We start from the raw sequence: 13,686 nt of genomic DNA, 5'->3' as shown, positions 1-13,686 counted from the left end.
ATCTTTACTTTTTCATATTTCATGTACTCATGATAGTAGAACATGACTTTTTAATGTGGATAAAAAACAAACAAAACGTTGATCGTTTTTTGATTTTTGCAAGAAGTCTATTGATGTTTGGGTTAGCACCTATCATGGCTGGTTTGATTGGTCGTTTCGGATTTCAGCAGAAACTAGCATTATTGCAATGGTTGGGTATGGCTGTTTCAATTATTGGCTTAGGTTTGATTTGTTTGAGTGATAATCAAAACCATGTCCAGCCATTGGGTATTGGACTCATGATTGTGAGTGTATTTGCATATTCACTCTCGATTTTCTTAGTCAAAAAGATAAATGCGAATATTCAAGCTATGGCACAAGCGACGGGATCAATTTTGGTTTCGACTTTGATTGCGATTCTTGTTGTGCCTTGGATTTGGCAATATGCTCCAACACAGATGCCTTCTGCAAAATCTTTACTGGCTTTATTCTACACTGTGATCATGGCATCACTGATTGCGATGTTCTGCTACTTTAAACTAGTACAGAATCTCAAACCGACCACTTTGTCTTTAACGACTGTGATGACGCCCTTATTAGCAATATTGATCGGTGCCTTTCTGAATGATGAGCAGCTATCTGTACAAGTTTTTGTGGGTGCAAGCGTGGTGTTGTTTGGTTTACTACTTTATTTTCTCAAAGATTTGAGAGCTTACCGCCGAATGTAACGATGAGTTTTTAAGGGTTTTCAGACTGTTGAATGGTTTCAGCCAATTTAGCTCTGTCTTGAGGGTTCAAAGTAATAAAGTATGCACCTATACGGAATTTTCCTTGTTCATCTGGATTGCTATATGCGACTTGCGCTGTAGCTGCGATGTGAAAGAAGTTCTCTGGGTGGCTAAGCGTGATGTGAATGTATGTACCTTCGTTAATATCTTGAGCGCTGAAAAAACTGAGTCCATTTTCAGAAAAATTTACTTGTTCTGGAACGGGGAGTAGGGATTGCACGATGTTGTCGTAGAAAGATCCTGTAATCAAATTTAGTTTTTGATTAAATAGGGATAAGATACGAGCAATTTGTTGATCTTTTTCATTTAATTGTTCTAATTCGTAGCGAAACGCATGATCAAATTGATCTAATTCTGCAAGTAGTAGAAAATAGCGTGGCAAAACAAAGTGAGAATCATAGGGATCATTCAGTGCAACGTCATCAGGAATGATTTGATAGTTGATTCTCAACACGGCATCAATACGAGACATCACTCGACGTTCAGTGTTGTCGTCAACAAGATGATGTTGTGAATTTTCCATAATAAATCACCTCGGACTAGATGGTATGTTTAAGCCAATCTCGCTGTATATAGGGTTGAGATATACTCGTGCTCGGCGGAGTAATCACTTTATTTCTTTTATTGCCTTGGTTTCCATGATTGGTTTAACGCTTGGTGTCGCCGTATTGATTACAGTACTTTCTGTGATGAATGGCTTTGACCGTGAGCTTAAAAACCGTGTCCTTGGAATGGTTCCCCAAGCTACTGTTTCTTCTACTCAAATTCTAACAAATTGGCCTGAGCTTGTAAAAAAAGTTGAGGATCATCCGCATGTAACAGGTGTGGCTCCATTTACCCAATTACAGGGGATGTTGACTGCTCAAGGGCAAGTTGCAGGTATTATGGTGACAGGGATTGAACCTGAGTATGAAAAAAAGGTTTCAATCATTCAGAATCATATGGTTGCAGGCAACTTAGGTGCATTAAAAAAGGGTGAGTTTGGTATCGTCCTCGGTAAGGATATGACCGATGCATTAGGTTTAGGCTTAAATGATAGCGTCACTCTCGTTCTACCAGAAGCAACGCCATCACCAGCCGGTGTAGTACCACGTTTTAAACGCTTTAAAATCGTAGGTATTTTTAGTGTTGGCGCAGAAGTAGACTCAATGGTAGGTTATATCGCCTTGAATGATGCCTCGACATTATTGCGTTTACCTGACGGTGCTCAAGGTGTTCGCTTAAAACTAGATGATATTTTTGCTGCTCCTAAGGTTGCAGATGAAATCGTTAGTCAGTTACCAAGTAATTTCTATGCATCGAATTGGACGTATACGCATGGAAACTTATTTAATGCCATTCAAATGGAAAAAACTTTAGTCGGTTTGCTTCTAGTACTGATTATCGTTGTAGCTGCATTTAATATTGTTTCTTCTTTGGTCATGGTTGTAACGGATAAAAAATCTGATATTGCAATTTTGCGTACATTAGGCGCTTCGCCGTCTATGATCACTAAAATTTTCATGGTGCAGGGGACTGTTATTGGTGTGATTGGTACGATTGCAGGTACGATTCTAGGCGTAACACTTGCACTTACGATCAGTGACATTATTTCATGGTTCAATACAGCACTTGGATTGAACTTATTTGATGCCTATTTCGTACATTACTTACCTTCTTATTTGAGATGGCAAGATGTTGTCGTGATTGTGACTGTATCTTTATTATTAAGTTTCTTGGCAACGATCTATCCTGCATTACGTGCTGCCAAAGTCCAACCTGCTGAGGCATTGCGTTATGAGTAAAATTGTCTTAGAAGCTAAAGATGTTTTTAAACATTTTGATGATGGTAAAACCAAAGTTGAAGTGATTAAGGGCTTGTCATTGCAGGTCAATGCAGGTGAGTTTGTTTCTATTGTTGGTTCAAGTGGTTCAGGTAAAAGTACTTTGTTGCATGTCTTGGGTGGGTTAGATCAACCTACACAAGGGCAAGTTTTTTTACAAGGGCAACGCTTTGACAATTTAGGTGAGGCTGAGCGTGGTTATAAGCGAAATCAGTATCTAGGTTTCGTTTATCAGTTCCATCATCTATTGCCTGAATTTTCTGCTTTAGAAAATGTCGCTATGCCTTTAATGTTGCGTGGTGAAAGCAATTATAAAGATGTGAAAAAACAAGCTGAATATCTTCTTGATCGTGTTGGATTGTCTCATCGAATGGAACATAAACCTGGTGAGTTATCCGGTGGTGAACGCCAACGTGTTGCTTTAGCCAGAGCATTGGTCACTAAGCCTGCGGTAGTTTTAGCCGATGAGCCAACAGGTAACTTAGATCGGAAAACGGCATTGAGTATTTTTGAATTACTGACTGATCTAAAAAAAGAACTCAATATGGCAATGCTTATAGTGACCCATGATGAGCAATTAGCAAAATCAGCAGATTCAATTTTGCATATGCAAGATGGTTTATGGATTGATCAGGCTTAAATATTTTCTATGATCACTTGTTAAAGCCCTGAAAAAGGGCTTTAATTTTGCCCTCAGAAAAATCAAAAACTTAAATTATAAATATATGTTGAAAATTATATTGATTGGCTGGATTGTGGGTATTTCAGCTATGGGGCGTGATTTTGAAATCATTAATTCCACTTGGTGGATTTGGTGCTGTATTGCGACTCTTCTATTTATTTTTTATAAAATAAAAAATAAAGGACATTCCCCATTTTATAAGTCACTGTTATTGATCACTGCGATCTGGGCAATGTTTTGCGCAGGGTATCACTATGCAGATCTAGCTCTAGAAAAAAGACTTGAATTACGCGAATTAAAATCGCAACCATTTGAGGCTGTTGTTTATATTCGAAAAATAAATGAACTCACTGAAGAGGGTGTTAAACAGCAAGCTGTAGTTTTAAATCGACATGATCAAGTAGTGAATTGGTTGATGTACATAAAGGAGAAGGATCATCAGCCAGAAGCTTTTGTATTGGGGCGCTATTATCGAGTTTACGGAACAATCAAACCCGCACACAGTTATGCCGTTCAAGGTGTTTTTGATCAAGAAAAATGGTTCTTACAACAAAATTTAATGTCAGCATTTTTAGTCGAACAAATCGTACCTTTAAGCCAAGATGAGGTGTATAGGCTTGGTCATTTGCAATATTTGAAGGAGCAGGACCATTTTTTGGAGAAAATCGGTCTAAAGATTGAAATAATGCGATTTGAATTTAGGCAAATGCTTGCTCATTCAAATTTACAACACAAAGGATTGTTGCTTGCGTTGCTTACAGGTGATGAAAGTTTATTAGCTAAAGATTTAAAGAAAAAATTTCAGCAACTTGGGATTTCACATTTATTGGCGATCTCAGGTCCTCATGTGCTGATTTTTGCAATCATGCTGACATGGGGATTGCAAAGAGTTTTACAGCATTATTTTCCAAACTTATATCTATGGCAACCTCGTCAGATTATTTTGGTTTTTCCATTTTTATTTAGTGTCATGGTTTACGTGGCTTTCGTTGGATTTGAAATTCCAGCTTTAAGGACGTTGTTGACGGTCGCCTTGGCAAGTTTTTTCGTTATCACAAGGCAAGCGATTCAGCCTTTTCAGTTACTAATTTATAGCGCGTGTTTATTTCTCATCTATGATCCATTTAGTATCTTGTCGGCTGCCTTTTGGCTATCTTACGGTGCATGTTTCATCCTGTTGAGAATTTATCAAACAATCAGCACTTTACCAAAAAACAGAATCAAAAATACAACTGAGGATATAAAGTTTGCAATCAAAATTTTGATCGAATCACAATGGAAAATTTTTATCGCCTTAATGCCCTTAGTTATCATTTTTTTCCAACAAATTGCTTGGATTGCGCCACTCAGTAATCTGATAGCTATTCCGATATTAAGCATGTTGGTTGTACCTTTAGATATTTTTGCTGCATGTATTTGGCTAATTTTTCCTTCATTAGGTCTAGTTTTATTCACCCTCAATAATATGTTGTTAAGCATACTAATCGGATTATTAGATGTTTTGATGTCACTGACACCTGATTTACAAGGTATAAGTTATATCCCATTGTCATTATTCGCTTTGAGTGTCGGGATTTTTATTTTATTTATGCCGAAAGGAACGATACCTAAATCTTGGGGTTTAGTTTGTTTCTTACCTATTTTATTCGGTGCAAAACAACAAAAGACTATACTAACCATTTTAGATGTGGGGCAGGGACAATCTGTATTTTTACAACAAGCTCAGCATAACCTAATGATAGATACTGGTGGTTCATATAATGAAGAGAAGTTCAGTTTAGGTGAGCGAGTCATTGTTCCATTTCTTCGACAGCAGGGTATCGAAAAATTAGATCAAATGATTTTATCGCATCTCGATCAAGACCATATTGGTGCTTTCCCATATATTGAGCAAGTCTTCGAGATCACAAAGGTTTATGCCAATGAAAAAAATGAAAAATTGCCATTTAAAGATAATTTTTCTTTTTGTCATCAAAGTCAAAAATGGAATTTAGCTCAAGCTCAGGTTGAGATTCTATCTCCAAAAATAGAGGAGCTGAGTTATGTTCAAAATCAACAAAATGAATATTCATGTGTTGTGTATATTGAGTTTGAACATGCCAAACCGTATCGCAAATTCTTAATTATGGGGGATGCAGGTTGGGAAACAGAATATAAGCTATTACAGCAATATCCAGACTTAGAAGTAGATGTCATTCTTTTGGGGCATCATGGAAGCAAACATAGTTCAGCTTATGATTTTTTAGCAAGAATTAAACCTAAATTGGCAATCGCTTCCGCAGGTTTTGAAAATCGTTATGGTCATCCGAGTATTGAATTACAGCAAAGATTGCGAGCATTAAATATTCCATTGTTGACGACCAGCCAAAACGGATCGATCTCCTTTGAAATTAATCATGCAAATACCGTAATTTCCATGTACAGACAACAACGTAAATGGTTAACTCGGTTGCAATAAAAGTGATTTATTTTTGATTTTGCAATCTAACTTCAGCGACCCTAGCTAAGGCCTCTTGCTCGTCAATATCATAAATTTTCTTTAAACTTTTGTTGGCACTAAATCGTTTGTAACTCCAATGGTAATGACTCGGATAGCGGCGAATAAGTTGCTCTAAAGCCTGATGAATAATTAGTGTTCCTTGCTCAGCATTGCCTTCATAAATTTGGGGATTGATTGGTTCAACAAACATATCAAATCCATCTTGATCATTTCTCATCGTATAGATCAGGAGTGCTTTGGCTTTTGTTTTTTGGATTAATTTTGCGCTTAGACTACTAGATGCTAGTGGAATCCCAAAGTAATCAATCATATCACCACCTTGATCAGGTGTGTGGTCAGGTAAAATAGCTGTTGTTCCGCCTTGTTTTAATGCTTTAAAAATTTGTCGTACACCACTTTCATCTGTTGGCACGAGGTTAGCTTGTTCACGACTTCTGGCATCACGGACAAACTGATCTGCATCTGGGTTTTTAACTGGCTTATACAATATCGTCATTTGAGTATAATGAGATAACCAAGAATTCATCACTTCCCACGTTCCGAAGTGGGGTATGACGAGCACAAGTCCTTTTTTTTCTACTAAAGCGTCGTGAAAGTACTGCTCACCAGTGATGCTATATATACGTTGAATGTTTTTCTGATTACTTGAACCCCAAATACTTAAAAATTCGAAATAAGACGTAAGCTCATTGCGAATTGCTTCTTTAGAGAGTATCTGTAACTCATGATCACTCAGTTCGGGAAATGCTATTTTTATGTTTAAACGAATAATTTTGGAAATTTTAGATAATTGAAATCTGTTAAATAACCCAGCCAATATGCGTGCAATAAACCGTCCTAGTTGGATTGGTTGTTTACTGAATAGTTTGATCAGTTTGTAGTTTGAACTAGTTGCTTGAGGCTGGGTCATTGATTTGTGGTATTTAGAATTACATGAAAAGAGTATAACGCACAAAATAATTATAAGTTAAAACAAGTTATTTAAACAGTTTTCTGTAAATCAGCGTATATAATAAAACCACTTTAAAATCTATTGGATTGGAATCTTATGTCCGATTGGCCACCGAAACCACAAAACGAACCAACACATAGTAATAATGTGACAGGCAAAGAATGGCAAATCTTGGAAAAAGCTGTTTTAGCATCTGTAGAAGAACAGCGCCGTAGTCGTCGTTGGAGTATCTTTTTTAAATGTTTAGGTTTTGCTTATTTGTTGATTGTTTTAATTGCAATGAGTAAAAGCTGCTCTACTACAACTGAAAAAGCAACCACGAGTATCAGTAGTGATCACTTAGCAGTGGTCGATATTATCGGAACGATTGATTCATCAAGCAGTCAATCTGCTGTGAATAGTGAGGATACAAATAAAGCATTAAAGCGCGCATTTGAGGCAAGTGGCAGTAAGGCAATTGCTTTGAATATCAACTCTCCTGGTGGTTCACCAGTTCAGTCAGACGAAATTTGGCAAGAAATTCGCTATTTGAAAAAGCAATATCCAGCTAAAAAAGTTTATGCAGTGATTGGAGATATGGGCGCCTCTGGTGCTTATTATATTGCATCTGCAGCTGATGAAATTATTGTTAATCCATCGAGTCTAGTCGGTTCAATTGGTGTAATTATGCCAAATTATGGCTTAAGCGGTTTAACTCAAAAATTAGGTATTGAGGATCGCACGCTTACATCTGGTAATAATAAAGATATTTTGAGCATGACAAAGCCGATTAATCCAACTCAACAAGCACATGTTCAGTCAGTTTTGGATAATGTTCATAGTCACTTTATTAACGCTGTTAAAGAAGGTCGTGGTAAGCGTTTGAAATCTAATGACCCTGCGATCTTCTCTGGTTTATTCTGGAGTGGTGAGCAAGCGATTGCCTTAGGTGTGGCGGATCGTAGTGGTAGTTTGACGACTTTGATGAGAGATTTGAAGGTTGAGCAAAAAGTTGATTACACTGTTCAGCATAATCCGCTTGAGTCAATTTTAGGTCGAATGGGTACAAAAATTGGTGAGGGGATTAGCTCATCATTGGCAACTCAATTAGACACTCAACAAAACGCAAAACTACAATAATATTATCTGACTTATCACTAAGTTTTCTTTGTCATAAAGGAAACTTAGTTCTTGATCTTAATTTTCTCACCATCTTACTTTCTATAAATTACTCTGTAGTTCTCCCTTTTAAATTGTAATGATCTTTGAACGGGAGATAATTGATCAATCGATAAATTTGAAGACGAATCTATGAAACCTTTAATTCATTTCGCTCATGCGAACGGTGTGCCTTCAAAAGTCTACCAAAAGCTGTTTGATGATTTAAAAAGTGATTATGACATTATCTATGTACCTGAAATTGGAACAGATAAACGTTATCCGATTACCCATGGTTGGACATATCTCGTTGATCAAGTTATAGATAGTATTGTTCAGCAATCAAAAGGTCGTAAGGTGATCGGTTTAGGGCACTCTTTAGGTTCTGTATTGACGTTGATGGCTGCGTATCGTCGTCCTGAATTATTTTCCCAAGTGATTATGCTAGACCCACCTTTAATTATAGGTAAAGCATCTTTTGTATTTCATCTTGCAAAGCTCTTTAAACCCAAATTAGTCGACAAAATTACGCCTGCAGGTTTATCAGTACGTCGTAGAGATCACTGGGAATCTCGTGAGCAAGCCGCAGAGCTATTGAGAAATAAAGGATTCTATCAACATTTTGATCCTGATTGTTTTCAGGCATATATTGACTATGCATTAGCAGATGATCCACGAAAAGGTGGGGTAACACTTACGATACCTAAAGATTATGAAGTTGAATTGTTTAGGACAACACCTTCAATGTGGTGGTTACCTATGTCGAAGCCTAAAGTGCCTGTTCATTTAGTGGTTGGAAGTGACAGTGTATTTTTAAAAGAGAAGTTTCCTCAGGTTGCAAAGAAGAAATTAGGCATTCCTTTTTCAATCGTAGAGGGTGGGCACATGTTCCCACTGGAACATCCGGCAGAAACAGTGATGAAAATTAAAAATCTAATTCGTTAAGACTCTGTAATACGACATAAAAAAACACATCCGAGGATGTGTTTTTTTATTCTAGAATTGCGCGAACTGAATTGGTCGTTCCAAAGGTTTCTGATTGAAAAATGCCTGACCATCTCTCCAAGTCAGTTGACCATTACATAGCCATTCCGCAACTTGAGGATAAATAAAATGCTCAAGTTTGTGCACACGCTGTGCAAGTGTTTCAATCGTATCGTTAAGGCGAACTTCTATTGCAGATTGAGCAATGCTTTGACCTGCATCAAGTTCTGCTGTAACAAAATGAACCGTACAACCATGAAAGCGATCACCCGTATTCAAAACACGTTGGTGTGTATTGACTCCCTTGTAGTAAGGAAGAAGGGAGGGGTGAATATTTAACATTTTACCTTGCCATTGGCTGACAAAACTTGGTGTTAAAATTCGCATAAAACCAGCAAGAATAACTAAATCAATTTGCCATGCTAATAGTTGTTGATGCATGGCTTCATCAAAACTTTCTCTATTTGGAAAGTCTTTGTGTGAGACGACAGCAGTAGCAATATTGGCTTGTTTAGCACGTTCCAAAGCATATGCATCAGCTTTATTTGAAAGTACACCAATGATTTGCCCTGAAAGATTTGCATCAATCAGGGCTTGTAAGTTGCTACCATTGCCAGAGACAAGTACCGCAATTCTCATTATGCAAAGATCACGCGAATTTTTTCGTCTGCGCCTTCAACTGATTCAGCATTTTCTTGGATATGACCAATTTTCCATGCTGTTTCACCTTGAGAGTTAAGTACTTCGATTGCTTTATCAGCATCATTTGCATCAACAGCGATGACCATACCAACACCACAGTTGAATGTACGATACATTTCGAAGCGTTCAACATTGCCTTCGCGTTGTAATAGTTGGAAAAGTTCTGGCCAATTCCAGCTTGACTCGTTGATTACTGCTTGAGCACCATTAGGAAGTACGCGAGGTAAGTTGCCAGGTAAGCCACCACCTGTAATATGAGCCATTGCATGGACATCAACTTGCTTGCAAAGTTCAAGAACAGGTTTTACATAAATACGAGTTGGTTCCATTGCTACATCTGCAAGTGGACGACCATCAACAATTTGTGTCAAATCAACATTTTTAACATCTAAAATTTTGCGAAGTAATGAATAACCATTTGAGTGGGCACCACTAGATGCAACACCGATCAGTACATCACCAGATTTTACTTTAGTACCGTCAATGATTTTACTTTGCTCAACAACACCTACTGCAAAGCCAGCAAGATCATAATCTTCGCCTTCGTACATACCAGGCATTTCAGCAGTTTCGCCACCAACCAATGCACAACCAGCTAATTCACAACCTTTACCAATACCTGTTACTACATTTGCTGCAACATCAACATTTAAGTGACCTGTAGCGTAATAATCTAGGAAGAATAATGGCTCTGCACCACACACGAGTAGATCGTTTACGCACATTGCGACTAGGTCTTGACCAATTGTGTCATGACGATTTAAGTTAAGCGCTAAACGTAATTTAGTGCCTACGCCATCGGTGCCAGACACCAATACAGGTTCTTCATAACCTTTTGGAATTTTACATAACGCACCAAAACCGCCAAGTCCGCCCATAACTTCAGGACGTGTGGTACGTTTAGCGACTGATTTGATACGATCGACCAGTGCGTCGCCCGCCTCAATGTCGACGCCCGCATCTTTATAGCTTAAACCAGTATTTGAGGTAGAAGTTGAGTTGCTCATAGTGAAGTCTCCGCATTGGCGGCAGATTATAACCTGAATATACGAAACTCTTATGTTATTTATGCTCGAAAATGCTATCTTTATTAAAATTTTTTTCTATTTATAACGATTACACAAAAAAAGGCTGGATTTTATGCAAGATCAGGTATTGCGCCGTATCTTTATCCTCGCTGGACTCGCATTGCTCCTCTGGGTCTTATATCTGTTGAAACCTGTTGTTTTACCCTTTGTAGGTGCATTCTTTATTGCATATTTGTTCAGCCCACTCGTTGATACACTTGTCAAATTCAGATTGCCTCGTTGGTTAGCGATCAGTTTAGTGTTCGTTGGAATTGGTGTTCTGTTAACAGTTGTTTTATGGTTTTTAGCGCCTTTAGTTTGGGAGCAGCTGATTTATGCTAGAGATAGCATACCTGCTGGAATTCATTGGATAAATGCAACATTCTTACCATGGGTATCTCATACATTTAATGTTGTACCTATGGAAATAGATACTGAGCAATTGTCTAAAGCCGTTATGGATTATATTCAGACTAATTATAGTGCAGATAGCATTCAAACTATGGCATTACGCGTAGCGCAGTCAGGTCTTAATTTTATTCAACTCGGTGGTATTGTAATTCTTATTCCAATTATTGCATTTTACTTTTTGCTTGATTGGGAAAGAATGTTAGATAGTTTACGTCGCCTTATTCCACGACCTTATGAAGCTTCTACTTTAACGATTGTTCGTGAATGTCATAGCGTTCTTGGAGCATTTGTTAAAGGGCAATTTCTTGTAATGCTTTTATTAGGAATTGTTTATGCGGTTGGGTTGCAACTGATTGGATTAGAAGTTGGTTTGATTATCGGTATGGTCGCCGGTCTTGCAAGTATTATTCCGTATTTAGGCTTCGGTGTTGGAATTGTCGCAGCAGTGATTGCAACATTATTCCAGTTTGGTATTGATTGGATGCAACTATTATTAGTTGGTGTTGTCTTTATGATTGGTCAAATGGTAGAGGGCTATATTCTGCAACCTTTCCTATTGGGGGATAAAATTGGTCTATCGCCTGTTGCAGTTGTTTTTGCTGTCTTAGCGGGAGCTCAATTAGGTGGTTTTCTCGGAATGTTGATTGCATTACCTGTTGCTGCGGTTATTGTCGTTTTACTTAAACATGCCCGTAATAATTATGAGCGAAGTCGTTTATATGGATTACCTTCAGAATTTGTTCTCGAAGTGAACAATGATCAACCAGTACATTTTCAAACGCAGCAATTAGATATTGATCTTGGGGGAGAAAAAACTCAAGATACAGATACATCTAAGAAGACCCACCCTGATTAATCGAGGAAAAAATTAACGATATGCGTCAACTACAACTGGATATTGAACCTCAGCTGGATGCCCGAATTAGTGATTTTTCGGGTCCAGGATGGGGACCTATCGTTGACGCAATTAGGCAATTACATACAGGGTTGGTCAGTAGATTTTATGTTTATGGCGGTGCAGGGACAGGTAAAAGCCATCTCTTATCTGCGATATGTGATTCCTATCTTGAACTAAATCGTCCAGCCATTAAAGTATCGTTATTAGAGCTATTAGATGCACCTATTGAAGCGATCACGTCATTAGAGTTTTATGATTTAGTAGCTTTAGATGATGTTGATGCGATTTGTGGAGTTCCGCATTGGCAAAAAGCAGTCTTTCATTTGATGAATAACCATGAAGGTCAGTTAGTTTTTTCATCACGAGTTGCACCAATCGAATTAAAATTAGAATTACCAGACCTACAATCCCGATTAACTCAAGCTGTCAGTGTTAAAGTTCCTAATGGCAGCTCTTTTATCGATAGGCAAGCCTTATTGCAATCTGTGATGAATCGACGAGGGATCCATTTTGACCAGCAGATCGTAGATTATTTACTGAATAATGGACCTCATCAGGCCTCAGTGTTATTACAAACATTGGCGCAACTTGAAAAAATGCTGAAAGGTGAAAAAACCAAGCTTTCGAATACAACACTCAAGCAAATTTACGCACTTATTGATGAATATCGCCAATAGCATAAAATTTCTTGAGTAATTTTGAGAGCTATGACAAAGTACGCACAAAGGAATGTGGTTGCAAAATTGTCATTTGCAATACGAAGAAAAATGAAAAATAGAAGGAGAACGGTATGTTCAAACGGACGCTTGCCTGTGCTTTATTTGCAATTACTGGACATGTATATGCAGCAGATATTCAAGTCACTACACTAGTTGATGAAGATAAGGATGATACCGTTTGTTCATTACGTGAAGCAGTTTTTTTCCTAAATAATCGCGCCAAAAAAGAATATGAAAATGGTTACCATGGTTGTGGTAATAAAGATGCGAGTACTATTATTGTATTACAGCGTGATAAAGAATATTCATTAAATACGTCGCTTGAGTTGAAAGTAGGAATGACAATTACTACGGCAACTAGTGGTGATTTCAATGATAATAAAAAAGGTGTGAATAACGCGACACTAAAAATGGTGGGCAGCGATCGAATCTTCTTTATTAATGATGGAAGTGTAGAAAAAGAACTAATTTTAGTTAATTTAAATGAATTAAATTTAAAAGGATCAACCACTAAATTAAATGATGGTGGTCTAATTTATAATAGAGAAGCTTTGAGTATCCAGTATTCGAGATTAAGTTCAGGAAATGCAACACGAGGTGGTGGAGTATATAATGCAGGTATTCTATCTGACACCGAAAAAACGGCAGGTATTGTTCGCATTAGTAATAGCATCTTAGAAGGCAATAAAGCGGATAAAGGGGCTGTTATTTACAGTGAAATGCCTCGATATTTAATCTCACAATCGGTCATTCGTGACAATATAGGTACCTCTGCCATAGATGGAGCTATATTATTTGTTCAAACTGGTTTTAGAGATGAGACTACAGGTGCAGCATTACAAAGTCGATTTGCTGGCATAAATAATACGACAATATTCCAGAATAAAGGTGGGTATGTTGCAAATATCCGTGAAGGAATGATTGTTAATAATCTTTGTACACGACAAAAAAAGATAACTCATTGAAATAATGGCATAATACTTGTTTTCTGACGACGAATATGATGACACATTTCAATGAGTTACATCTCATCTTAAACAAATA

Annotated in this window: 12 protein-coding genes and 1 pseudogene; 9 read left to right on the top strand and 4 right to left on the bottom strand. The window is 37.6% G+C overall.

Features of this window, described 5'->3' with window-relative positions:
- Window positions 1-707: DMT family transporter (locus ACSC97_RS15730; protein WP_436661864.1), on the top strand; the 707-nt coding region annotated here is incomplete at its 5' end.
- A 10-nt stretch (window positions 708-717) separates the two neighbouring features.
- On the opposite strand, the gene ACSC97_RS15725 is transcribed toward ACSC97_RS15730, so the two are convergent.
- Entirely contained in the window at window positions 718-1,290 is a 573-nt protein-coding gene (locus ACSC97_RS15725; protein WP_004952935.1) for a PilZ domain-containing protein, read from the bottom strand.
- A gap of 25 nt (window positions 1,291-1,315) precedes the next feature.
- Here ACSC97_RS15725 and ACSC97_RS15720 point away from each other — a divergent pair, with 25 nt between their 5' ends.
- The 3 genes from ACSC97_RS15720 to ACSC97_RS15710 all read left to right on the top strand — a co-directional run bounded on the left by ACSC97_RS15720 (window position 1,316) and on the right by ACSC97_RS15710 (window position 5,730).
- Window positions 1,316-2,551 (top strand): lipoprotein-releasing ABC transporter permease subunit, encoded by a 1,236-nt coding sequence (locus tag ACSC97_RS15720; RefSeq protein ID WP_436661862.1) that lies wholly within the window; start codon window positions 1,316-1,318, stop codon window positions 2,549-2,551.
- A complete protein-coding gene (gene lolD / locus ACSC97_RS15715; RefSeq protein ID WP_004913635.1) occupies window positions 2,544-3,230 on the top strand; it encodes a lipoprotein-releasing ABC transporter ATP-binding protein LolD in 687 nt (228 codons plus the stop codon). The genes ACSC97_RS15720 and lolD overlap by 8 nt, the downstream gene beginning before the upstream one ends.
- Window positions 3,231-3,315: 85 nt before the next feature.
- Window positions 3,316-5,730 carry a DNA internalization-related competence protein ComEC/Rec2 gene (locus ACSC97_RS15710; RefSeq protein WP_436661860.1) on the top strand — a complete coding sequence of 805 codons (2,415 nt, stop codon included), beginning with the start codon at window positions 3,316-3,318 and terminating at the stop codon, window positions 5,728-5,730.
- 7 nt (window positions 5,731-5,737) lie between these two features.
- On the opposite strand, the gene ACSC97_RS15705 is transcribed toward ACSC97_RS15710, so the two are convergent.
- A complete protein-coding gene (locus ACSC97_RS15705; protein WP_436661858.1) occupies window positions 5,738-6,682 on the bottom strand; it encodes a lysophospholipid acyltransferase family protein in 945 nt (314 codons plus the stop codon).
- Window positions 6,683-6,820: 138 nt separating this feature from the next.
- Between ACSC97_RS15705 and sppA the strand changes: the two genes are divergently transcribed.
- Window positions 6,821-7,843, top strand: coding sequence for a signal peptide peptidase SppA (sppA, locus tag ACSC97_RS15700; protein ID WP_004913625.1), 1,023 nt, complete (start codon window positions 6,821-6,823; stop codon window positions 7,841-7,843).
- Between the two features lie 171 nt (window positions 7,844-8,014).
- The gene (locus tag ACSC97_RS15695; protein WP_436661855.1) at window positions 8,015-8,806 is read left to right on the top strand and encodes an alpha/beta fold hydrolase; all 792 of its coding nucleotides are present in this window, start codon (window positions 8,015-8,017) and stop codon (window positions 8,804-8,806) included.
- 51 nt (window positions 8,807-8,857) lie between these two features.
- Here ACSC97_RS15695 and purN read toward each other — a convergent pair whose 3' ends face one another.
- Both purN and purM read right to left on the bottom strand, forming a co-directional pair.
- Complete coding sequence (gene purN, locus ACSC97_RS15690) at window positions 8,858-9,487, bottom strand: phosphoribosylglycinamide formyltransferase (protein WP_436661866.1); 630 nt, start codon at window positions 9,485-9,487, stop codon at window positions 8,858-8,860.
- On the bottom strand, window positions 9,484-10,554 hold the full coding sequence (gene purM / locus ACSC97_RS15685) for a phosphoribosylformylglycinamidine cyclo-ligase (RefSeq protein ID WP_436661853.1): 1,071 nt from the start codon (window positions 10,552-10,554) through the stop codon (window positions 9,484-9,486). The genes purN and purM overlap by 4 nt, the downstream gene beginning before the upstream one ends.
- Window positions 10,555-10,687: 133 nt before the next feature.
- On the opposite strand from purM, the gene cxpE reads away from it, so the two are divergent.
- The 3 genes and pseudogenes from cxpE to rbtA form a co-directional block, all read left to right on the top strand.
- The gene (gene cxpE / locus ACSC97_RS15680) at window positions 10,688-11,881 is read left to right on the top strand and encodes a chloramphenicol efflux transporter CxpE (protein WP_436661851.1); all 1,194 of its coding nucleotides are present in this window, start codon (window positions 10,688-10,690) and stop codon (window positions 11,879-11,881) included.
- A 20-nt stretch (window positions 11,882-11,901) separates the two neighbouring features.
- Window positions 11,902-12,600: a DnaA ATPase domain-containing protein gene (locus tag ACSC97_RS15675; protein ID WP_004913609.1), complete on the top strand. Its 699-nt coding sequence runs from the start codon at window positions 11,902-11,904 to the stop codon at window positions 12,598-12,600.
- Window positions 12,601-12,713: 113 nt separating this feature from the next.
- Window positions 12,714-13,577, top strand: a pseudogene (gene rbtA / locus ACSC97_RS15670) (rhombotarget A); the annotation flags it as partial.
- Window positions 13,578-13,686: the final 109 nt, after the last annotated feature.

Source organism: Acinetobacter sp. P1(2025), assembly GCF_051390655.1.
Taxonomy (GTDB): Bacteria; Pseudomonadota; Gammaproteobacteria; order Pseudomonadales; family Moraxellaceae; genus Acinetobacter; species Acinetobacter junii.
The sequence above is the reverse complement of the archived record's forward strand: the minus strand, read 5'-3'. Positions and strand labels throughout refer to the sequence as shown.